This window comes from Brucella pseudogrignonensis (assembly GCF_031454375.1).
GTDB lineage: Bacteria > Pseudomonadota > Alphaproteobacteria > Rhizobiales > Rhizobiaceae > Brucella > Brucella pseudogrignonensis_A.
The window spans coordinates 903,494-924,653 of record NZ_JAVDQT010000001.1 but is presented as its reverse complement, the minus strand read 5'-3'; the positions used below and the strand labels follow the sequence as shown (position 1 = coordinate 924,653).

The following is a 21,160-nucleotide window of genomic DNA, read 5'->3' as shown; positions in this document are numbered from 1 at the left end:
ATATGAGCAGTGCGGCGGCAGTAAAATCTGACGGCAAGCAGAAGGCGCCCAACAAAGCGCCTTCATCGGGCCCATTTTCAGCTTATGAGCGGATGATCGCATGGCGCTATCTGCGTGCGCGCCGCCGCGAAACGTTTATTTCGGTTATTGCTGGTTTTTCCTTCACCGGAATCATGCTTGGCGTGGCTACGCTCATCATCGTTATGGCGGTGATGAACGGTTTTCGCGCTGAGCTTCTGAACAGAATTCTTGGGATCAACGGTCATCTCATTATGCAGCCGATTGATCGGCCGCTGGATGATTATGCAAGCCTGATCACGCGCATCGACGGCATTTCGGGTGTGAAATTCGCCATTCCAGTGGTGGAAGGTCAGGCTCTGGTGCAGGGCAATATTGGCGCTGGAACGGGCGCATTGGTTCGCGGTCTTCGCGAGGAAGATCTTGCTAAGCTTAAGCTGGTTTCTGATAATATCAAGCAAGGCACCCTGCAGGGGTTTGATCAGAGCGGTGGCGTGGCCATTGGTACGCGTATGGCTGAAAATCTTGGCCTTTCCATCGGCGATACGCTGCGCGTTATCTCCCCCGATGGTGACGTGACGCCCTTTGGTGTTAATCCGCGCGTAAAGGCCTATCCGATTGTTGCGATCTTTGAGATCGGCATGTCGGAATATGATGCATCTATCGTTATGATGCCGCTGACCGAAGCGCAGCTTTTCTTCAATCAGGAAGACAAGGTGCAGTCGTTGGAAATCTTTGTCGATAACCCTGACAAGGTCGACGCGATGCGCGCGCCTGTGGAGGAAGTCGCAGCTCGTCAAATCTCCATGGTCGATTGGCGCCAGCGTAACCAGACATTCTTCTCTGCCTTGCAGGTCGAGCGCAATGTCATGTTTATGATCCTGACGCTGATCGTGCTTGTGGCAGCACTCAATATCATTTCGGGCCTCATCATGCTGGTGAAGGACAAGGGCCGCGATATCGCGATCCTCCGAACGATGGGTGCGACACGCGGTGCAGTGATGCGCATATTCCTCATGACAGGCGCTGCTATTGGCGTGACTGGTACATTGGCTGGTGTTGTTCTGGGTGTTGTCGTGTGCCTCAATGTTGAGCGCATTCGCCAGTTCTTCTCGTGGCTTTCGGGAACAACCCTGTTCAATCCGGAACTTTATTTCCTGAGCACGCTGCCCGCGAAAATGGATGTTGGCGAAACACTATCTGTCATTGCAATGGCATTGGTTCTTTCTTTCATCGCCACCATTTTGCCAGCATGGCGCGCTGCTAAGCTCGATCCGGTCGAAGCACTGAGGTATGAATAATGGCGGCTGAAGTCATTCTGCGTCTGGAAAATGTCAGCCGTGCCTATAAAGAAGCTGATCGTGAACTCGTTATTCTGAAAGAGGCGAACTTCACACTGCGTCGCGGTGAAATGGTGGCGCTCGTCGCCCCATCGGGCGCGGGTAAGTCGACATTGCTTCATACTGCTGGTTTGCTTGAGCGCCCGGACAGTGGTGATGTCATTCTCGATGGCCGTTCATGCGGATCCTTGTCAGAAGATGAGCGCACGGCTGTTCGTCGCAATGATGTCGGCTTTGTCTATCAGTTTCACCATCTTCTGCCGGAGTTTTCCGCTTTGGAAAACGTGATGATGCCGCAGATGATCCGTGGCCTGGCACAGAAGGCCGCAACTGTTCGCGCACAGCAATTGCTTGATTACATGAAGATCGGCAAGCGAGCTTCGCACCGCCCGTCAGAGCTTTCGGGTGGTGAGCAACAGCGCGTGGCTATTGCGCGTGCCGTTGCTAATGCGCCGCTCGTGTTGTTGGCCGATGAGCCGACAGGCAATCTCGATCCGACAACATCGTCGTATGTTTTCGGTGCGCTTGAAGCGCTGGTTCGTCAGTCTGGATTGGCCGCGATGATTGCAACGCATAATCATGAGCTGGCTCGTCGCATGGACCGGCGTGTAACCTTGAAAGACGGTAAGGTCGTAGACCTTTAAGCGTCATATCATGAGGCACTTGTTATCGGTGCCGTGATACGGCCGAAAGCTTTGCCTGCTCTTATTTATTCAACGCCGGTGGTCATTCCACCGGCGTTTGTTGTTTATATTTCATAAACCTTAAATACCAGTTGGCCTCAATAACGGTGTTGACTTTAGAACAAAAATAGAACAAAAAATAAACATACGTGAACAAAGAGGAGTTATCCACATGACCGATCTCGTCTACGACGTTTTATCTTTCGTCTCCGTCAGCCTGTTCGTCGCCACTTTCGCCATTTGGGTGAGCGCAATCTGAAAATGTGAAACGGGTTCTTCTGTGAACCTGATTGGTAGTAACGAAGCTAACTCTGGACATCGTTACCGTATTCCCCGAAACTGCTCTGATGGGCGATAAGAGTCGCCCGTTACCGTATGTCAGTCTTAAACATGGGCTGCACTTGGCTGGTGCTAAAAACATGATTTCGCTATGATCGTGTTGCAATTGCATCGGCATGCAAAGATCGGGGAAAAGTATGAGTGATACAGCAAGCATTGGCGCGGGCGAGGGTAAGTCGTCACCTCGTTTCGTTCATCTGCGGGTACACTCTGCCTATTCCTTGCTGGAAGGCGCATTGCCTGTCGGCAAGATCATTAAACAGGCGATTGCCGATGAAGCACCGGCCATCGCGATAACGGACAGCAACAACCTCTTTGGCGCTCTGGAATTTGCTCAAAAAGCTTCAAAAGATGGTTTGCAGCCGATTATTGGCTGCCAGCTGGATGTCGCTTTCGGCGACCATAATGACAACAGTCGCAGCGTAAACCGCAGGCTTGTTCTTGATTTGGCACCTTTGGTTTTTCTCGCTTCTACCGAGGAAGGCTACGCAAATATCGTCAGGCTCGTTAGCCGCGCATTTATGGATACGCCTTCGGGTGATCCTGTCCATGTCCACGCAAGCTGGCTGTCTGATCTTTCAGAGGACGTCATTGTTCTTTCCGGTGGTCCGCTTGGCCCAATTGGTCGTGCATTTGCTGCCGACCGTGCTGATCGCGCAGAAAGCCGTCTGGCTTTCCTAAAAGATGCATTTGGCGACCGTCTGTATGTCGAGTTGCAGCGTCAGTCTGGTTACGACCGTGCGCTTGAAGCGAAGACCGTTGAACTTGCCTATGCAATGGAACTGCCCCTAGTCGCGACCAATGAAGCCTTCTTCCTCAAAGCTGAAGATTTTGAGGCTCACGATGCACTTCTGGCCATTGCCGAAGGCCAAATCCTTTCCAATGATGATCGTCGTCGTTTGACGCCAGATCATTATTTGAGAAGCCGTGCCGAAATGGCCGTGCTTTTTGAGGATTTGCCGGAAGCACTCGAAAATACGATTGAAATTGCCGAGCGGTGCAGCTGGTTTACACAAACCCGCAACCCTATTCTGCCGCGCTTTACAGGCGAGTCCGACGATCCCGAAAAAGGCCTTGAGGCAGAAGCCAATGAGCTTGCTCGTCAGGCGCGTGAAGGCCTGAAGATGCGGTTGGAAACAGCCGGTCTTGCTGAAGGCTATACCGAAGAACAATATGCAGAGCGTCTCGATTACGAGATCGGCATTATCACCCGCATGAAGTTCCCGGGTTACTTCCTGATCGTTGCGGACTTTATCAAATGGGCGAAGCAGCAGGGCATTCCGGTAGGTCCGGGCCGTGGTTCCGGTGCGGGTTCGCTTGTTGCTTATACGTTGACGATCACCGACGTTGATCCGTTGCGCTTTTCGCTGCTATTCGAACGCTTCCTCAATCCCGACCGCGTATCGATGCCCGATTTCGATATCGATTTTTGTCAGGATCGTCGCGAAGAAGTTATTCGCTATGTGCAGGGAAAGTATGGTCGCGATCAGGTCGCGCAGATCATCACTTTCGGAACGCTTCAGGCACGCGCTGTGTTGCGCGATGTGGGCCGAGTTCTCGAAATGCCTTATGGGCAGGTGGATCGTCTCTGTAAGCTGGTTCCGCAGAATCCTGCCAATCCGGTTTCACTCGCCCAGGCTATCGAGACGGAGCCCAAGATCAATGAAGAGCGTGAGAAAGAGCCAGTTGTCGGCCGTCTGCTCGATATGGCGCTCAAGCTCGAGGGGCTTTACCGTCACGCCTCCACACACGCTGCCGGTATAGTCATCGGTGACCGACCGCTCTCAGAACTCGTTCCGATGTATCGTGATCCGCGTTCCGATATGCCGGTCACACAGTTTAACATGAAATGGGTTGAGCAGGCGGGGCTGGTCAAGTTCGACTTTCTGGGTCTGAAAACACTTACGGTTCTCGAAACAGCCGTGAAGCTTGTTGCCCGTAAAGGCATCGACATCGATTTGTCGCGTCTCCCGCTTGATGATGAATTGACCTATGAGATGCTTTCACGCGGCGAAACCGTTGGCGTGTTTCAGGTGGAAAGTGCGGGCATGCGCAAGGCGCTGCTCGGCATGCGTCCGGATCGCATTGAGGACATTATCGCGCTCGTCGCGCTTTATCGCCCGGGTCCGATGGAGAACATCCCGACCTACAATGCGCGCAAGAACGGTGAGGAAGAGATTGCTTCCATTCACCCGAAAATCGATGACCTGATCAAAGAAACGCAGGGCGTTATCGTTTATCAGGAACAGGTGATGCAGATCGCGCAGGTGCTTTCCGGCTATTCGCTCGGTGAAGCTGATCTTCTGCGCCGTGCAATGGGTAAGAAAATCCGCGAAGAAATGGACAAACAGCGTGTCCGTTTTGTTGATGGTGCAATAAAGGGTGGTGTCGATAAAGCGCAGGCGAATATGATTTTCGACCTGCTGGCAAAGTTCGCTGATTATGGCTTCAATAAATCGCACGCTGCCGCCTATGCGATCGTGTCTTATCAGACAGCCTATATGAAGGCGCATTACCCGGTCGAATTCCTTGCCGCGTCGATGACCTATGATATGTCGAACGCCGATAAGCTCAATGATTTCCGACGTGATGCAAATCGTTTGGCAATTGACGTTGTGACGCCTTCGGTCATGACATCTTTCCGTCCGTTTGAAGTTGGTGAGAAGAAAATTTTCTATTCGCTGGCAGCCATCAAGGGCGTGGGTGAAGCCGCGGTTGATCATATAGTCGACGTTCGCGCAGAAAAGCCGTTTGAAAATCTGGAAGATTTCTGCGAGCGGATTGATCCGAAAATCGTCAACCGCCGTGTGTTGGACAGCCTGATTAATGCAGGTGCGCTTGATTGTTTCGGTCGGGATCGCGCTGCGATGAGTGCTGGCATGGATCGCATCATGGGCTTTGCGCAGCGCACGCAGGAAAATGCGGCAAGTGGCCAGTCCGATATTTTTGGTCTTTCCGGCGCACCGAAAGAGCAATTAATCCTGCCGCAGGCTGCACCATGGTTGCCATCAGAGAAACTGCATCGCGAATTTCAGGCGGTCGGTTTCTATCTTTCTGCGCATCCGCTCGATGAATATCGTCAGGTGCTTGATCGCATGCGTGTGCAAAGCTGGGCCGATTTTTCGGCAGCTGTGAAGCGCGGTGCGAATGCGGGTCGTCTTGCTGGAACGGTAACAACCCGACAGGAACGTAAGACGCGTACTGGCAACAAGATGGGCATTGTCCAATTGTCCGATGCCAGTGGCCAGTTTGAAGCGGTGCTTTTCTCAGAGGGCCTTGCCCAATATCGTGATCTGCTGGAGAGCGGTAAATCTGTAGTGATCACAGTTTCTGCTGAAAACCGTCCAGAAGGCATTGGCCTGCGCATTCAGACTGTGCAATCGCTGGAAGATCGTGCCTGTGCGATGCAGAAGGCGCTTCGGCTATACCTTCGTTCAGCTCAATCGCTGAAATCGATTATTCCGCATTTCAATACGCGCGGCGACGGTGAAGTGAGCTTTATCGTGATCAAGGAAGACGGACAGCGTGAGGTCGAGATCGAACTGCCGCACCGCTATCGGGTCAGTCCACAGATTGCGAGCGCTATGAAAGCCATTCCAGGTGTCGTGGATGTTGAACTGGTTTAGAGTGCATCCCGAAAAGTGTGAAACGGTTTTCGGGTAAAGATGCACGTTAATGCAAAGAATGAGAGAGCTGATCTGATCCAATCAGATCGAAGGCGATCGAATAAAAAGTCCGACCAATTTTGATTGGTCGGCCTTTTTACTTATGCGGATGGTTTCTGGTTCAGTGCTTTGCGAACCTCTGGTGCAACCTTGGTGCCAAACAGCTCAATCGATTTCATCGTATGTTTGTGAGACAGATTGCCCAAAGCCGTCTGCAACAAAAATCGATCATGTTTAAAATAGCTGTGTTGATCGAGGATTTTGTCGATAACCTGCTGCGGACTTCCGACCAGCAAAGATCCTCGTGGCCGGCACATCGTGTCAAATTGTTCACGGGTGGTTGGCGGCCAACCGCGCTCACGTCCGAGTTTGCTCATCACATATGCATATGACGTGTAGAACTCATCGCCCGCTTGTTGAGAGTTTTCAGCAATATAGCCGTGCGAGTTGATTCCGACTTTGAGCTTTTCTGGCGCGTGTCCAGCTTTTAGGCCAGCTTCACGATAGAAATCTGTCAGTTGTGAAAAGCGCTCCGGATAACCGCCGATGATGGCGATGGCCAGAGGCAGACCGAGAAGTGCCGCACGTCCAACGGATGCCGGCGTTCCACCAACTGCTAGCCATATAGGCAATGAATCTGGCAGAGCGCGGGGATAGACACCACGCCCTTCAATCGGCGCACGCGTCTTTCCTGTCCAGCTCACCTGCTCATTTTCACGAATGTTGAGAAGAAGATCGAGCTTCTCGGCAAAGAGCGTATCATAATCATCGAGATCATAGCCGAAGAGCGGGAATGACTCGATGAACGAACCGCGCCCCGCCATGATTTCTGCACGACCATTGGAGAGAAGATCTAACGTCGAAAATTGCTGATAGACCCGCACCGGATCGTCAGACGAAAGAACCGTCACGGCACTCGTTAGCTTGATATTCTTTGTGCGTGTGGCTGCTGCAGCCAGCACGATTGGTGGCGCGGAAACTGCATAGTCCGGGCGATGATGCTCACCGACTCCGAACACATCAAGGCCAACCTGATCGGCAAGTTCAATCTCTTCAATAAGATTATTAAGCCGTTGCTGTGGCGAAAGGGGGCGATTGGTTTCAGGATCGGGCCCAATATCGCCGAATGTGTAAATACCGAGTTCCATGGCGTTCCATCAATCTGTTGGCAGTTGAAGCTTAGTTAAGCTGCTTCATGCCTCTTGTTAAGAACGCACTGAAAGGTGATCGGGTTACCTTGAGGATACCGGGCAGTCGCCCACCCGGTATGCGTTGATCTTAATAAGCAGCAGTAAAACGCTTGCCGATATGCTTGCCCTGTTCGGCTTCGTCGATAATTGCGACCGCCAGATCATCGACAGAAATTTTACTTTCGCCTTTTTCGTCAAAGACAGGCTGATCTGCGCCAAGGCGATATTGGCCAGTTCGTTCACCCGGCTCCAGCATGATAGCTGGCGAAACGAAGGTCCATTCGAGGTCATTTTCTTCGCGCAGTTCGTTGAGCGCCTGACGGGCGCCCAGTGCGCCTTCTTTCCAATCCGCCGGGAAATCTGGCGAATCTACAAGCTGTTGGCCGTTGATTTCGAGGCTACCAGCACCGCCGACTGCAATCAGACGCTTAACGCCAGCTTTCTTTGCTGCGGCATTGATAGAACGGCTACCCTTAATATGGTTTTCGCGAATATTGGTATCTGTCCAACCTGGATTATACGCTGAAATGACAATGTCATGACCAGCCAGCTGGCTCGCAAGAGCATCGGTGTCGAATACATCAGTTTTCACGGCTATAACATTGTCGAGTTTTGCAACCTTGTCAGTGTTGCGGACAAGCGCAGTGACGCTGTGACCGCGCGAAATAGCTTCTTTGAGGACTGCAGCGCCTACAAAACCTGTTGCGCCGATCAATGCGATTTTAGACATGATATGTTCCTTTCAATTGTAACCGTAAAAGTGATATTTCATAATCAGGTTCTTTATGGTAACTAGGTAGCCGAATTGAAAAGTCTTGTGAAGAACGCACTTATTCATGTTCAGGGTACATGGAAGTAACCGCGCTTTGGGCAAGGACCGCCAAGAGAAAAAGCATTGCGCTTTAGCTGAAGATCAAAATGAAGAATACAAACGAACCAAATGCCATCGCGCCGTTATTATCGTCTACAGACGCCTTTCGGCCTGATTCAGATGGCGAAGGGCCATGCCCCATCCGCGAAGTGCTGGACCGCGTTGGAGACACGTGGAGCATTCTGGTAGTTTTCAATTTGCAGGCGGGGTCAATGCGTTTCAATGCCTTGCGACGCTCGATTGAAGGCATTTCTCAAAGGATGCTTACTGTCACTTTGCGTTCGCTTGAACGTGACGGGCTTGTGGCGCGTCACGTCCGTCCAACATCGCCGCCGGAAGTCGAGTATTCGCTGACCGAACTCGGCCATTCGCTGGCGGTGCCGATAGATGTGTTGGGGCAGTGGGCCGTGAGAAATCGTGAGCAGATGCGCGATGCTCGCTCACGCTTTGACAAAGCTACCGACTGATAAGGAACCAGATAAGACGATTTTTCGTTCTTCTCGCTGAAAGAGGAGAACGGACATGCCAGCAAAATCGAAAGCTCAGCAAAAGGCCGCCGGTGCAGCACTTTCCGCCAAACGCGGTGAAATCAAAAAGAGCGAGTTAGTCGGCGCTTCTAAAGAAATGTATGAATCCATGACCGAAAAGGAACTGGAAGACTTTGCAGAGACGAAGCACAAAGGTCTTCCAGAGCATGTGGACGATAAGAAGAGCGACGGATAAAAAGCCGATCGCTCAGCAACAGCTTTATTGTGCTGCTTTTGTCGCGACAATCTCGATTGCTTTCAGTTTGCCGGAAGTAATGCCGCAACGAACTGAAATACCGTCCCAGCCGCCAGCTTTGTTGCGCGCTTCACCTGGTACTGAAATAACGGCTGATACTTTCCGCCCGTCTTTCGCACTGAATTTCGATGATTTTTGATTGGTCGTAGCGTTGGAAATATCGTCTTTCGTGAAGCCGAGACGATCATATTTTTTACTGTTTTTCACATAGTCATATGCAGATGCGATGCAGCCTGCAATTTGGGGTGATGCCTGCTGGTCTTTCACCAGTGTTTGATAATTACCGGTGAAGTCTTTAGAGCGCTTCGGCACTGCATCAGCACAGGCAGCACCTGTGATGCCAAGTGTTAAAATTGCAAAAAGTATGATTCTGGTCGATTTCATGGATCGTTCCTTTGAAAGGCTCTGCGCAAAATGCGATGAGCAAAATCGATAATGGCAATACTATTAGAAATGTCGTTGGGACGAATTATGTCTTATGGTTGTAGGTACAGAATATCTCACTGACAGATTCGAGCAAGGCAAGATTTGCCGTGACAACCCTGATCAAGATGCATGTTGGTGAGGTGAGCGGCATCACCATCCGGGCCGATAACCGTCATGAAAAGCTTGCAGCTTGCGCCATGCACAGCACGCCAGAATTTCTTGTCTTTTTCCGATCCGTTCCACCCACTTTCGAGTTCGGTTTTAGAGCCGTCGGAAAATTTGAACGACATAATATCAAGTGCATTGGCGAAAGCATGTTCTGAAACGCGACCTTCCGATGCGCCATTGACGTTGCGGCACTGATAATCTGACCCGGTTCCGATTTCTGTAATTTTTACGTCATTTCCATAGACGTTTTTAGCAGCATCTTTGACGTCACCAGCCCATTGAGCCAGTGTGACCGCCATGGCGCAGTTGGTCGTAATAGCATTCGCAAATTTCAGAGGCTCAACTTTACCAATTGCTGTGAGTGAAAGCGGCGAGCGTGCACTGCATTGCGATCCATCCTCAATAGGCGGTAAAAGTTTCCCTTCCACATCTCCGGTCATCAGTGCTGGACACGACACTTGATAGACGCGTTCAGGCTTTTTGGGCTCAGGTTTAGCAATCTCTGGCTTGGTTATCTCGACTGGCTTTTCCGGTTTGTTTTCTGGCAGAGGCGCAGTTTCAGTTTGCGAAGGCGCAGGCTTTGCCTCAACCGGTTCTTTTCCTTCTTCCCGACGGGGCGAGGGAGTGGGAATCGGAACAGCGCTTATTATCGGAGGGGGGTTGGGCTGAGCCTTTCGGGCCGTACGTTTTTTCGTGGAGCGTTTTTGTACATGTGTCTGTTTGGCATTCCCGCTCAAAACTCTTCCAATGAAGTTTTGAGCTTGCGCCTGCCTGAAACTTTCGCCGGGTAACAGTATAACCGCCGCGACAAGAGCTCCAATAATGTACACCCTTTGAGGGAAAGCGAAGGAAATGGCCATATTAACCTCTTTTGTCAGCGAGCTGCCTTGTCTAATGTCTAAGCATCGCTTGCCGTTCCTTCACGCTTGATGGCACAGCGTTATATATAGCCAAATGGCTCAAAAAGCGGGCTTTAGCCTTGACAAGATGACACTCCAATGACTAAAAGCCGCCATCGCTGGAGCTTAATCGTTCCGGCGTTTTATTTGACGTGTCCCGTGAATGAAGATCGCAGCTGCGCGCTTCATTCTGTCAGTCCCTGAAATCAGGGGCAGAGGAGGGCGCGTTTCCTGTCTGCGCCGCAAGGCGCTTTAACTCTTTAGGAAATGTGATGAGCAAGCGCGAATCTTCCAAGTACAAAATCGACCGCCGTCTTGGCGAAAACATCTGGGGTCGCCCAAAGTCCCCTGTAAACCGTCGTGAATATGGCCCAGGCCAGCACGGTCAGCGCCGTAAGGGCAAGCTTTCCGACTTCGGTGTACAGCTCCGTGCAAAGCAGAAGCTCAAGGGTTTCTACGGCGATATCTCGGAAAAGCAGTTCCGTAAGACCTATGACGAAGCAGCTCGCCGCAAGGGCGATACCGGTGAAAACCTCATCGGCCTGCTCGAATCGCGTCTGGATGCTGTTGTGTACCGTGCAAAGTTCGTTCCAACGATCTTCGCTGCACGCCAGTTCATCAACCACGGTCACGTCAACGTAAACGGCCGTCGCGTTAACATTCAGTCGTTCCGCCTCAAGGCTGGTGACGTTGTTGAAGTTCGCGAAAAGTCGAAGCAGCTCGTGATCGTTCTCGAAGCTGTAGCGCTCGCAGAACGCGATGTTCCTGACTACGTTGAAGTTGATCACAACAAGATGGTTGCGACCTTCGCACGCGTTCCAGTTCTCGGCGACGTTCCATACGCTGTTCAGATGGAACCAAACCTCGTCGTCGAATATTACTCGCGTTAATTCTGAGCTTCTGGCTCACGAACGACAAATAAATGGCCGCCCTTGGTTCCCCCAAGGGCGGCTTTTTTGTATGTAGAGCGCATCCTGAAAAGTGCAAAAGCGGTTTTCGGAATAAGATGCGCGTAAAAACAAAGAGATAGAGTATTTTCCACGATTCAATCTAAACAGGAAATACTCTAAATCTCAATTTCTCTCATGTTCGCGGAAAAACACCATGAACGCTCTCGATCTCAATATCGCAGAAGATACAAGTCTCGATGGTTGCCATCCGCTTTTCCGCGACGTTCCGGCAACTGTCGAGTTCAATAAGCTGCGCAAGCGCTTGCTGCGACTGACACGTCAGGTGATAGACGATTTCGCCATGGTGAAGCCCAATGAAGGTTTGTCTCGGGAGCGCTGGATGGTGTGCTTGTCTGGTGGCAAAGATTCTTATGGGCTTCTGGCACTGCTGCTTGATCTCAAGTGGCGCGGTCTGCTGCCGGTGGAATTGCTGGCCGTCAATCTCGATCAGGGGCAGCCGAATTTCCCGAAGCATATTTTGCCGGAATTCCTGAGCCGCTATGGGATCGAGCATCGCATCGAATATAAGGACACCTATTCGATCGTCACTGAAAAGCTTCCTGAGAACAGCACATACTGCTCGCTCTGTTCACGTTTGCGTCGAGGTAACCTTTACCGGATCGCGCGTGAGGAAGGCTGCTCGGCAATCGTACTTGGCCATCACCGCGAAGATATTCTCGAAACCTTCTTCATGAACCTGTTCCATGGCGGCCGTTTGGCTGCCATGCCGCCAAAGCTTCTTAATGATGAAGGCGATCTCATGCTTTTCCGCCCGCTTGCCTATGTAGCGGAGGACGATATGGAAAAATTCGCAAACGCCATGCAATTTCCGATCATTCCGTGCGATCTCTGCGGCAGTCAGGAAGGGCTTCAGCGCAACGCAATGAAGGCGATGCTTTCCGACATTGAAAAGCGGATGCCGGGTCGTAAAGATACGATGATCCGCGCCATGACCAATGTGCGCCCAAGCCATCTGCTTGATCGTAATTTGTTTGATTTTGCTGGTTTGATGACCAATTCTGAGGTGGAGACTGATCGTGCATTTTGATGAAAAGCAGATTGATTGGCTGGCTGGACTTTTGGCAGAAGCTGCCAACGCGGAAATCATGCCACGCTTTCGGCAATTGGGGCAGGGCGATATTCGTCAAAAGACTTCCGCTGCTGATCTGGTTACCGAAGCCGATGTGAATGCAGAGCGCTTCATCACTGCGCGTCTTAAAGAACGTTTTCCCACTGCGCTGATCGTCGGCGAAGAAGCCTGTTCCGATGATGAAACTTTGCTCAACGGTTTGGGCGAAGCAGACCTCGCATTCACCATCGATCCGGTTGATGGCACCTTCAATTTTGCATCTGGCGTTCCACTTTTTGGCGTGATGCTGGCGGTTGTCGTAAAAGGCGAGACTGTTGCCGGTATTATCTATGATCCGGTGGGTAAAGACTGGATACTTGCTTCTAAGGGCGGCGGCGCGCACATTCGCTATGCTAATGGCTCGACAAGTCCTGTGAAGGTTGCAGCACCGGCGGATATTTCGCAGATGACGGGTTCTGTGTCATGGCAATATACGCAGGAGCCAATCCGCTCGCGCCTCGCACGCAATCACACGAAATTTCTGTCGCAGATCGGCTATCGCTGTGCGGCGCATGAATATCGCATCATTGCGACTGGCGGCGCGCATTTCGCTTGCTACAATAAGCTGATGCCTTGGGATCATCTCCCAGGTGCACTCATTCATCAGGAAGCTGGTGGCTATCTCGCCCGCTGGGATGAAAGCCCGTATCTGCCTTCGCATATAGGCGGCGGTTTGCTGGTAGCTCCCGACAAAGAAAGCTGGAAAGTAATTCACCAAACGCTTTTTGCAGAATAAAGAAAAGCCCGCTAAAGCATGTCGCGGAAAAGTGGGAGCCGCCTTCGCGGGGAAATCAGTCCACTGGACTGATTTCTGATCCCGCTTCGATCCGATAATGACATGCTGAAAAGAAAAATTAAAAAATGCCGCATTTTATAATGCGGCTTTTTTGCGGGTTTTTTTATCAGACTGGCTTGTTGTGTGGTTTGAATAATTTACCGCGCTCGGCGATAATCACGCAGATGAAGGAAATGAACCCTAACACGCAGTAACCTGCTGCAACGGGTGTTGTTGTTCCGTCAAAGGCCTGACCAATTGCAGCACCCAATGCTGCGCCGATAACTGTCTGTGCAAAGCCAAGAACAGACGATGCAGTGCCTGCGACTTCTCCGAGTGGCTCCATGGCCAGCGCATTGAAGTTTGATGTTACCAAGCTGAACGAGAACATGATCGTCATATAGATCATCATGAGCAACCAGAATGGTACAGGGCCGGTAAAGCTAAGCGACAATACAACCCAAAGCAGGCTGAAGCTCACAAACACCAACAGCATTGTCTGCGAAATACGGCGCATCCCATAGCGACCGACAAGACGCGAATTAAGGAATGATGCGAGTGCGAGTGTCATCGCAACCGCAGCGAAAGCCAGCGGGAACATCGTACCCAGCTTATAAATATCGACAAAAATCTGTTGCGCTGAATTGATGTAGCCAAAGAGAGCGCCGAGAATGAACGATGTTCCGAGCATGTAGAAAAGGGCAACGCGGTTAGACAAGACGATACCGAAACCACCGATGATGCTTTTCACGGTCAATGGACGCCGGTGATCAACGGGCAGGGTTTCTGGCAAGCGGATATAAGCCCACACTGCAACAACCGCCGCCATAATCGCCATTGATAGGAAGATCAGGTGCCACTCGCCAAACAGCATGATTAGCTGACCCGTGGCAGGCGCGATCACCGGCAGGATCATGAAAATCATCATGACGAGCGACATGACTTCTGCCATTTGGCGACCTGCAAAGCGATCACGTACAACCGATACGGCAATTACGCGCGTCGCTGCCGCACCCAGACCTTGCAGCACGCGCAGGATGATCAGCGTTGTAAAATCAGTAACAAAAGCAGCGCCGATTGCCGCCAGGATGTAAATCGTCAAGCCGACAAAAAGTGGAGCGCGGCGGCCAAAACGGTCGCTCAATGGGCCGTAGAATAGCTGAGACACACCAAAGCCGAGCAAATATGCGGTAATCACATATTGCGCATGATTTTCGGAAAGAACACCAAGGCTCGCACCGATTTGCGGCAAACCGGGCAACATAATGTCGACGGCAAGCGCATTGATCGCCATGATTGCTGCGATCAGCGCAATAAATTCGCCACGCGGACGCATAGGTGTTTTTGGGTCCGGCGAACCTTTTTGGATGTCGATCGGCATTAAGGCAGTCCTTGATAGAGCAATGCGACGTTTCCAAAGACACGACGCAGGCAACAGAATTTAGAAAACAGAAGTCCCAAGGCAAGAGCTTGAGGCGATGCACTAATGAATAGGCAATATAAAAAGGCGCCACGTAGCGGCGCCTTTCAAAAGGGCAAAAGCCAGATGAGGGATAATTAATCCTCACGCAGCTTTGGTTGCAATACCTTTATCGGTAAAAAGTGTTTGAAGTTCGCTCGACTGGAACATTTCGCGCACGATATCGCAACCGCCAATGAACTCACCCTTTACGTAAAGCTGAGGAACGGTTGGCCAGTTTGAATAATCCTTGATGCCCTGACGGATTTCATCGGAAGCCAGAACATTGACGCCCTTATAATCCACGCCAAGATAATCGAGAATCTGCACGACCTGACCGGAGAAACCACACTGTGGGAAACCTGGTGTGCCTTTCATGAAAAGCACGACGTCGTTGGTCTTTACTTCATTGTCGATGAAATCGTTGATTCCGGTCATTTCAATTCCTTTCAGGATGCCGGTTCAAATCCCGGCCCGCGTAGGGAGAGGTTCTGCCCCAATATTGTAAGCTGAGCTTTGGTAATCACCCTCTCAAGGTGAAATCAAGACAAAATAGCGAGAGACCGCGCTATATCGGGGGTAGCATCTTGCCGCAGCCTGTCTTTAAGCAAGTCACAAAAACACAGGCTGCATTGTTTATTTATTCAGGCACGCTGGTCTGGAGTGCCAGCGCATGAAGTACGCCGCCCATGTTGCCCTTCAGTGCATCATAAACCATCTGGTGCTGCTGCACGCGCGACTTGCCGCGGAAGCTTTCCGCAACCACTTCGGCAGCATAATGATCTCCGTCTCCGGCAAGGTCGCGGATCGTAACCTTTGCGCCGGGAATACCTTCGCGTATCAGTTTTTCGATCTCATGAGCGTCCATAGCCATGCAAAGTCTCCTGCCGTTTTTAGGCTTTTTAATATTATAGAATCGTAACGCATCATCCTGATACGTCAATCTTCAACTGTCTAACTTTTAAATCGCTGACAAGCAAACGCCCGAAGCAGGATTACTGTCCGGGCGTCATTTGATAGTCGTTCTAACCGATAACGATTAGTTGTCGACGGCAGTCTCGCCGCTCATGAAGCCCGGGAACCAGCCTTCAAAAGCGTTGTTGAGATCGCTGACTGCAACATCAACAATAGCACCGAATTTCAGACGATCACCGCCAACTGTTCCCAGTTTGCGGAAAGCGATGCCTGCGCCCTCTGCATTCAAGGCAATCAGGTTTGCCATTTCTGGCGTCGCAGCAACCAGGTAACGCGCCTGATCTTCACCAAACAGCACTGCATGCGGCAGGCCATCGCCTGCATCAAGCGTTGCACCCTTGCCGGACTTGATTGCCATTTCAGCAACCGCAACAGCAAGGCCACCATCGGACAGATCGTGACAAGCTGTTACCTGACCATTGCGGATCGCCGAACGAACGAACTCGCCGTTACGCTTTTCAAGCGCAAGATCAACCGTTGGGGCAGGGCCGTCAGCACGGTCAAACAGATCGCGCAGATAGACCGACTGGCCAAGATGTGAGCCATCGCCACCAAGCAGAACCAGCGTGTCGCCGTCCTGCATGCCGCCGATTTTTGCCATCTGCGACCAGTCAGGGATGAGGCCCACGCCTGCAATGGTAGGAGTTGGCAAGATCGCCTGACCATTGGTTTCGTTGTAAAGCGACACGTTGCCCGAAACGATTGGGAAATCGAGCGCGCGGCAGGCTTCGCCGATGCCTTCGATAGCCTTGACCAGCTGACCCATAATTTCCGGCTTTTCAGGATTGCCGAAGTTCAGGTTATCGGTCGAAGCAAGTGGCTCAGCACCGGTCGCAGTAATATTGCGCCAGCATTCGGCAACCGCCTGCTTGCCACCTTCAAACGGATCCGCTTCGCAATAGCGTGGCGTAACGTCAGAAGAGAAGGCGAGTGCCTTAGTTGCATGGCCTTCGACGCGGACAACACCAGCATCACCGCCCGGAAGCTGCAATGAATTGCCCTGAATGAGCGTATCATACTGTTCATAAACCCACCGGCGCGATGAGCCATCTGGTGAACCGATAAGCTTGAGCAGCGCATCCGAATAATCTTCAACCTGCGGCACATTGGCTGCTGGCAGCGGCGCGTGCTTGCCTGGTTCCATCCATGGACGATCATATTCAGGAGCCTCGTCACCGAGTTCCTTGATCGGCAGATTAGCAACTTCTTCGCCCTGATGGATGACGCGGAAGCGCAGATCATCGGTGGTCTTACCAACGATTGCGAAATCGAGACCCCACTTGCGGAAGATTGCCTGTGCTTCTTCTTCCATTTCAGGCTTGAGAACCATGAGCATACGCTCCTGGCTTTCCGACAGCATCATTTCATAGGCTGTCATGTTCACTTCGCGAACCGGAACATGGTCGAGAATTAGTTCGATACCAAGGTCGCCCTTGGCACCCATTTCAACGGCAGAACAGGTAAGACCGGCTGCACCCATGTCCTGAATGGCGATAACTGCACCTGAAGCCATCAACTCAAGGCAGGCTTCCAGAAGGCACTTTTCAGTAAATGGATCGCCAACCTGAACGGTAGGACGCTTTTCTTCAATCGATTCGTCAAATTCAGCCGATGCCATCGTTGCACCGCCAACGCCATCACGGCCCGTTTTGGCACCGAGATAAACAACTGGCAGGCCAACGCCCTTGGCTTCAGACAGGAAGATGCCGTCATGCTTGGCAAGGCCAGCTGCGAACGCATTGACGAGAATATTGCCGTTATAGCGCTTGTCGAAGTTCACTTCGCCGCCAACGGTTGGAACGCCGAAAGCATTGCCATAGCCACCAACGCCGGAAACAACACCGGAAACGAGGTGACGGGTTTTGGGATGGTCAGGTTCACCAAAGCGCAGTGCATTCATAGCTGCGATTGGACGCGCGCCCATCGTGAATACGTCACGCAGAATGCCACCAACACCAGTTGCAGCGCCCTGATAAGGCTCGATGTAAGACGGGTGGTTGTGGCTTTCCATCTTGAAGACGACGCAATCGCCATCGCCAATGTCCACAACGCCAGCATTTTCGCCCGGCCCCTGAATGACGCGTGCGCCTGTGGTTGGAAGTGTACGCAGCCACTTCTTTGACGACTTGTAGGAACAATGTTCGTTCCACATGGCCGAAAAAATGCCAAGTTCGGTGAAGCTTGGTTCGCGCCCGATCAGGTCGAGAATTCGCTGATATTCGTCGGGCTTCAGGCCGTGAGCTTGGATAAGTTCAGGCGTGATATCGCGCTTATTGGAAATAGTCATCGAGATGAGGGACCCCGTCGCAGGCTGCGGTACCCGGAAACTTCTGCCGAAGGGCGGACACCTAAGGTTTCAAGGGGCCTCTTTAACCTAACTCTGCCCGAAGCGCGACAGGAAAATGCCGATTTCCCGGCTCAAATGCTGCCTTCATAGCCGACCTGACCATTTTCCAGCAATTGGCGCAAAGTTGTGAAGCCATTTTCGATGTCGTTGCGGTCTGTCGGCGAGGAAAAAGCAATGCGAACGCGGTGATAATTGCGCTCAATCCGTCCAGCTTTGAACTCGTCTTCATCATCAATCAGCAAGCCGTTTTCATAGGCGGCTGCTTTAAATGTGCTGGCAAGCCACGGCTCTGGCAGTTTCAGCCAGAGGATTGGAACGTGTGGTGACGATACAAAGTCATACCCTGCAAAGATTTTGCGGGCCAGTTTCTCGCGCCATTCAACTTCTGCGGAACATTTGTCCAGTAGAGCGCTTGCCTGACCGGAAAGCACCATCTGCGCCGTTGTTTCTGCTAGCAAAAATGATACGCCGCCAGTCATGAGTTTATGCGTTACGCGTAAACGCTGTGCGCAATGCGGCGGACAGGCGGCCCATCCGCAACGCAAGCCAGCTGTTACAGCCTTTGAAAGACTGCCCAAAAGAAATGTGCGTTCGGGCGCAATATCAGCAATTTTGGGGATATTTGACCGCGTCATAACCCCATAGGTGTCGTCTTCAATAAGCCAGACATTGTGACGTGCCGCTATATTCGCGATTGCCACGCGGCGCTCATAAGGCATGGTTGCAAGCGTTGGATTGTGAATGCTCGGCATGAGGAATGCCATAGTCGGGTGCTGCTGGTTGCAGATCCGCTCGAATTCATCCGGGATCATGCCATATTCGTCACTCGCGGCAATTGCCACGCGACGTCCGGCAATTTTCACGGACCGGCTTATTTGTGTGTAAGTCAGTTCTTCAAAAACAATCCGGTCGCCGGGCGAGGTGAAGGCTGTGATTGCAGCGACTGCACCGGCATGTGCGCCATTGGTGATGACAATATTGCTGGCATCGGCAGGAGCATTTTCCTGATTAAGCCATTGCCGACCGGCCTCAAGCCAATGTTGCGGGAAATGTCGCGTGTAGTTGACGACCTCATGCGGATACTTGCGAATAACCGATGCGATCAGCGGTTCAAGGACAGCATTTTGTCCGACATCCGGCGCAGCTGTGGTGTCAAAGCGCCCTTTGTCTGCCGGAGCATCCTGAATACGCGTGCCAGCTATGCCGTCGCTTGAATAGGGAGTTGGTGCAGTTTGGCCGTCAGTCTTGCCAAGCACATATGTCCCGCGACCGACTTCACCTGTCACCAGCCCACGCTCGTGCGCAAGCGCATAAGCTCGGCCGATTGTACCAATTGTCACCTTTAGATCGAAAGCGAGATTGCGCTGCGGCGGCAGTTTTTCCCCCGCTGGCAATGAATTGTTTGCAATCGCGTCTTCAATAGCGTCAGCGAGCTGAAGATAAAGCGGGCCAGATTTGCCGGAAAGGTCGGGAAGCCAATTTGTCATGGTCACAATATAAGCATTGTATCGATATTTGAGTCAATTGTATTTACGCGTTAGCGCATCGAATTGATGCAAAGTTAAAAGTATACGCAGCTAAGAGGCGTTCTGCGATGACATTCGTCCCGATTAAGTACGATGAAATCGATACAATTGATACAATGCGGGCTGCTGAGCGTGAAATCCCGGTGAGCACGCGCTCTATTTGGCAGAGATTTGTGGCGTGGTTTTCACATCGCACAATGTTGCGTCGCAGCCGTATCGAGTTGATGGATCTGACCGACGAGCAGCTCAAGGATATTGGGCTTTCTCGCAGTGCTGCCGATATGGAAGCGCGCAAAGTACGCTTCCATATTCGATAACCAGGCTTATCCGCAGTCTTTCTGGCCGGATGCCCAGCGATTGATGTCTGCACTGATACGGCTGCTATGCGCCTGCTGCATCATTGGTCCAAAAGCTTCAATCCGCGCTGGATTGCCTTCTGCCTGCACAACGAGCAGTGGGCGTCCTGCGAGATTGCGTGCAGGCACCACCAACATGCGTGGGCGTCCGGTGAAAGAGTTTAGTTCCGGCGCAAAAGCATAGCCGCGGAAGTCTTTGTCCTTGGATTTAAACCAACAATTATTGGCCCCCACAGCAATGCGCTCCATTGTTGCAAGGGCTGCTTTGCTGACATTTGCTGAAGCCGGGCGAGGCGAAGGCTTCGGTGCGCAAGCCGCAAGAAATGCAAGCGCGGACAGTGCTGCAAGCGCGATGGTCTTATTCTTCAAGGAGGACTCCATGGGGACGCTTTGACGATGATAGCTAATGCGCATCTTGCTCAAAACGTATAGAAAGAATGTTAAAAGCGTATCCGATAAGGATACGCTTTTTGAATTTTTTAACTCAGGCGAGTTGAGGCATGAATGCCTTTAGCCCGTCACTCATCTCATTTGTGACAAGCTCGAAGACCGGATCCTGGTTTGCTTTCACCGCATATGTGTCGAATTTAGGGTAAGCATCCAGCAAATCGCTCTTGCCTGAAAGCTTCTTGAGCGGCTCCATCAGAAAACGAATTGGTACAAGCCAAGCGTCGGCGAGGGTTGGCGCATCCGAGAGCGCAAAATCATGATCCGTCAGACGTGATTCCACAACGCTCAAGCCTGTGTGCAGCTTGGCAAAGAGGCGATCAATAGACGCTGCATCTCTTTCAGGCTTGCTCAGAAGAATCATCAGCTTCATGGCTGGTCCGAGTACGTCGAGTTCAGCCACGCGAGCCAAGAGCCGGATCAAAGCGCGCTCGCGCGGGGTTCCGGGTAGGATTGGTGTTTCTGGGAAATGATCTTCCAGATATTCCGCAATGACCGCTGCTTCAAACAGCGTTTCGCCGGAACCAGTGATAAGCACAGGAACGCGCTTGAGCGGCGTCACATGGCTGAAATCCGCCGGAAACGGATAAGGAAGGCTAATCGGTTTGAACGGAAGTTCTTTGAGATAAAGAACACCACGTACAAAAGCGGAATAGGGGGAGAGTGGGCGTGAATATAATTGCATCGTTATAGTTCCCCGATTCGGTTGCCGCAGGAAGTATGCAATGCTCAAGCTGCCACGAAATTACCGGTTGCGCCAGTCGATTGCGTTCGAGGCATGACTTGAATCAGCCAATATCGATACAATAAAAAA

At 51.7% G+C, this 21,160-nt stretch carries 20 protein-coding genes; 9 read left to right on the top strand and 11 right to left on the bottom strand.

Translation table 11 applies throughout. The features are described from left to right. Positions 1 to 2 precede the first annotated feature (2 nt). From J2782_RS04565 to dnaE, 3 genes are all read left to right on the top strand, one after another. Positions 3 to 1,319, top strand: coding sequence for a lipoprotein-releasing ABC transporter permease subunit (locus J2782_RS04565; protein ID WP_310010415.1), 1,317 nt, complete (start codon positions 3 to 5; stop codon positions 1,317 to 1,319). Then, positions 1,319 to 2,002 carry an ABC transporter ATP-binding protein gene (locus tag J2782_RS04560; RefSeq protein WP_310010414.1) on the top strand — a complete coding sequence of 228 codons (684 nt, stop codon included), beginning with the start codon at positions 1,319 to 1,321 and terminating at the stop codon, positions 2,000 to 2,002. Before J2782_RS04565 ends, J2782_RS04560 begins: the two co-directional genes overlap by 1 nt. A gap of 515 nt (positions 2,003 to 2,517) precedes the next feature. Then, complete coding sequence (gene dnaE, locus J2782_RS04555; protein ID WP_310010413.1) at positions 2,518 to 6,006, top strand: DNA polymerase III subunit alpha; 3,489 nt, start codon at positions 2,518 to 2,520, stop codon at positions 6,004 to 6,006. Between the two features lie 140 nt (positions 6,007 to 6,146). Here the strand turns inward: dnaE and J2782_RS04550 are convergent, their stop codons facing one another. Continuing rightward, positions 6,147 to 7,193, bottom strand: a complete 1,047-nt coding sequence (locus tag J2782_RS04550) for an LLM class flavin-dependent oxidoreductase (RefSeq protein WP_310010412.1) — start codon at positions 7,191 to 7,193, stop codon at positions 6,147 to 6,149. A 130-nt stretch (positions 7,194 to 7,323) separates the two neighbouring features. Continuing rightward, positions 7,324 to 7,965, bottom strand: coding sequence for an NAD(P)-dependent oxidoreductase (locus J2782_RS04545; protein WP_310010411.1), 642 nt, complete (start codon positions 7,963 to 7,965; stop codon positions 7,324 to 7,326). 188 nt (positions 7,966 to 8,153) lie between these two features. On the opposite strand from J2782_RS04545, the gene J2782_RS04540 reads away from it, so the two are divergent. Together J2782_RS04540 and J2782_RS04535 are read left to right on the top strand one after the other, a co-directional pair. Then, on the top strand, positions 8,154 to 8,573 hold the full coding sequence (locus tag J2782_RS04540; protein WP_310010410.1) for a winged helix-turn-helix transcriptional regulator: 420 nt from the start codon (positions 8,154 to 8,156) through the stop codon (positions 8,571 to 8,573). Between the two features lie 55 nt (positions 8,574 to 8,628). Beyond that, positions 8,629 to 8,829, top strand: coding sequence for a DUF3008 family protein (locus J2782_RS04535; RefSeq protein WP_310010409.1), 201 nt, complete (start codon positions 8,629 to 8,631; stop codon positions 8,827 to 8,829). A gap of 24 nt (positions 8,830 to 8,853) precedes the next feature. Here J2782_RS04535 and bspC read toward each other — a convergent pair whose 3' ends face one another. Continuing rightward, positions 8,854 to 9,273, bottom strand: a complete 420-nt coding sequence (gene bspC, locus J2782_RS04530) for a type IV secretion system effector BspC (protein ID WP_310010408.1) — start codon at positions 9,271 to 9,273, stop codon at positions 8,854 to 8,856. Between the two features lie 116 nt (positions 9,274 to 9,389). Continuing rightward, positions 9,390 to 10,343, bottom strand: a complete 954-nt coding sequence (locus J2782_RS04525) for an extensin family protein (RefSeq protein ID WP_310010407.1) — start codon at positions 10,341 to 10,343, stop codon at positions 9,390 to 9,392. Between the two features lie 311 nt (positions 10,344 to 10,654). On the opposite strand from J2782_RS04525, the gene rpsD reads away from it, so the two are divergent. From rpsD to J2782_RS04510, 3 genes are all read left to right on the top strand, one after another. Continuing rightward, positions 10,655 to 11,272, top strand: coding sequence for a 30S ribosomal protein S4 (gene rpsD / locus J2782_RS04520; RefSeq protein ID WP_250039668.1), 618 nt, complete (start codon positions 10,655 to 10,657; stop codon positions 11,270 to 11,272). A gap of 214 nt (positions 11,273 to 11,486) precedes the next feature. Next, on the top strand, positions 11,487 to 12,380 hold the full coding sequence (ttcA, locus tag J2782_RS04515; protein ID WP_310010406.1) for a tRNA 2-thiocytidine(32) synthetase TtcA: 894 nt from the start codon (positions 11,487 to 11,489) through the stop codon (positions 12,378 to 12,380). Further along, positions 12,370 to 13,197: an inositol monophosphatase family protein gene (locus tag J2782_RS04510; RefSeq protein ID WP_310010405.1), complete on the top strand. Its 828-nt coding sequence runs from the start codon at positions 12,370 to 12,372 to the stop codon at positions 13,195 to 13,197. The genes ttcA and J2782_RS04510 overlap by 11 nt, the downstream gene beginning before the upstream one ends. 166 nt (positions 13,198 to 13,363) lie before the next feature. Here J2782_RS04510 and J2782_RS04505 read toward each other — a convergent pair whose 3' ends face one another. From J2782_RS04505 to J2782_RS04485, 5 genes are all read right to left on the bottom strand, one after another. Further along, positions 13,364 to 14,617 (bottom strand): multidrug effflux MFS transporter, encoded by a 1,254-nt coding sequence (locus J2782_RS04505; RefSeq protein ID WP_310010404.1) that lies wholly within the window; start codon positions 14,615 to 14,617, stop codon positions 13,364 to 13,366. Positions 14,618 to 14,800: 183 nt separating this feature from the next. Next, on the bottom strand, positions 14,801 to 15,133 hold the full coding sequence (grxD, locus tag J2782_RS04500; RefSeq protein WP_250039673.1) for a Grx4 family monothiol glutaredoxin: 333 nt from the start codon (positions 15,131 to 15,133) through the stop codon (positions 14,801 to 14,803). Positions 15,134 to 15,335: 202 nt separating this feature from the next. Further along, the gene (locus J2782_RS04495; RefSeq protein ID WP_007874594.1) at positions 15,336 to 15,569 is read right to left on the bottom strand and encodes a BolA/IbaG family iron-sulfur metabolism protein; all 234 of its coding nucleotides are present in this window, start codon (positions 15,567 to 15,569) and stop codon (positions 15,336 to 15,338) included. 165 nt (positions 15,570 to 15,734) lie between these two features. Continuing rightward, entirely contained in the window at positions 15,735 to 17,957 is a 2,223-nt protein-coding gene (gene purL, locus J2782_RS04490) for a phosphoribosylformylglycinamidine synthase subunit PurL (RefSeq protein WP_310010402.1), read from the bottom strand. A gap of 131 nt (positions 17,958 to 18,088) precedes the next feature. Continuing rightward, the gene (locus J2782_RS04485) at positions 18,089 to 19,504 is read right to left on the bottom strand and encodes an aminotransferase-like domain-containing protein (RefSeq protein ID WP_310011077.1); all 1,416 of its coding nucleotides are present in this window, start codon (positions 19,502 to 19,504) and stop codon (positions 18,089 to 18,091) included. A gap of 107 nt (positions 19,505 to 19,611) precedes the next feature. On the opposite strand from J2782_RS04485, the gene J2782_RS04480 reads away from it, so the two are divergent. After that, positions 19,612 to 19,860: a DUF1127 domain-containing protein gene (locus J2782_RS04480; protein ID WP_310010400.1), complete on the top strand. Its 249-nt coding sequence runs from the start codon at positions 19,612 to 19,614 to the stop codon at positions 19,858 to 19,860. 6 nt (positions 19,861 to 19,866) lie between these two features. On the opposite strand, the gene J2782_RS04475 is transcribed toward J2782_RS04480, so the two are convergent. Both J2782_RS04475 and J2782_RS04470 read right to left on the bottom strand, forming a co-directional pair. Next, entirely contained in the window at positions 19,867 to 20,268 is a 402-nt protein-coding gene (locus tag J2782_RS04475) for a hypothetical protein (protein WP_310010398.1), read from the bottom strand. Between the two features lie 115 nt (positions 20,269 to 20,383). Then, positions 20,384 to 21,031, bottom strand: coding sequence for a glutathione S-transferase family protein (locus tag J2782_RS04470; protein WP_250039679.1), 648 nt, complete (start codon positions 21,029 to 21,031; stop codon positions 20,384 to 20,386). Positions 21,032 to 21,160 lie beyond the last annotated feature (129 nt).

Excerpts from the sequence above, each read along its gene's own strand:
- J2782_RS04505 (WP_310010404.1), bottom strand. The coding sequence starts at position 14,617 with ATGCCGATCGACATCCAAAAAGGTTCGCCGGACCCAAAAACACCTATG.
- J2782_RS04560 (WP_310010414.1), top strand. The coding sequence starts at position 1,319 with ATGGCGGCTGAAGTCATTCTGCGTCTGGAAAATGTCAGCCGTGCCTAT.
- bspC (WP_310010408.1), bottom strand. The coding sequence starts at position 9,273 with ATGAAATCGACCAGAATCATACTTTTTGCAATTTTAACACTTGGCATC.
- J2782_RS04545 (WP_310010411.1), bottom strand. The coding sequence starts at position 7,965 with ATGTCTAAAATCGCATTGATCGGCGCAACAGGTTTTGTAGGCGCTGCA.
- grxD (WP_250039673.1), bottom strand. The coding sequence starts at position 15,133 with ATGACCGGAATCAACGATTTCATCGACAATGAAGTAAAGACCAACGAC.
- purL (WP_310010402.1), bottom strand. The coding sequence starts at position 17,957 with ATGACTATTTCCAATAAGCGCGATATCACGCCTGAACTTATCCAAGCT.
- J2782_RS04525 (WP_310010407.1), bottom strand. The coding sequence starts at position 10,343 with ATGGCCATTTCCTTCGCTTTCCCTCAAAGGGTGTACATTATTGGAGCT.
- ttcA (WP_310010406.1), top strand. The coding sequence starts at position 11,487 with ATGAACGCTCTCGATCTCAATATCGCAGAAGATACAAGTCTCGATGGT.
- dnaE (WP_310010413.1), top strand. The coding sequence starts at position 2,518 with ATGAGTGATACAGCAAGCATTGGCGCGGGCGAGGGTAAGTCGTCACCT.
- J2782_RS04565 (WP_310010415.1), top strand. The coding sequence starts at position 3 with ATGAGCAGTGCGGCGGCAGTAAAATCTGACGGCAAGCAGAAGGCGCCC.
- J2782_RS04480 (WP_310010400.1), top strand. The coding sequence starts at position 19,612 with ATGACATTCGTCCCGATTAAGTACGATGAAATCGATACAATTGATACA.
- J2782_RS04550 (WP_310010412.1), bottom strand. The coding sequence starts at position 7,193 with ATGGAACTCGGTATTTACACATTCGGCGATATTGGGCCCGATCCTGAA.
- J2782_RS04485 (WP_310011077.1), bottom strand. The coding sequence starts at position 19,504 with ATGACAAATTGGCTTCCCGACCTTTCCGGCAAATCTGGCCCGCTTTAT.
- J2782_RS04540 (WP_310010410.1), top strand. The coding sequence starts at position 8,154 with ATGAAGAATACAAACGAACCAAATGCCATCGCGCCGTTATTATCGTCT.
- rpsD (WP_250039668.1), top strand. The coding sequence starts at position 10,655 with ATGAGCAAGCGCGAATCTTCCAAGTACAAAATCGACCGCCGTCTTGGC.
- J2782_RS04470 (WP_250039679.1), bottom strand. The coding sequence starts at position 21,031 with ATGCAATTATATTCACGCCCACTCTCCCCCTATTCCGCTTTTGTACGT.
- J2782_RS04495 (WP_007874594.1), bottom strand. The coding sequence starts at position 15,569 with ATGGCTATGGACGCTCATGAGATCGAAAAACTGATACGCGAAGGTATT.
- J2782_RS04535 (WP_310010409.1), top strand. The coding sequence starts at position 8,629 with ATGCCAGCAAAATCGAAAGCTCAGCAAAAGGCCGCCGGTGCAGCACTT.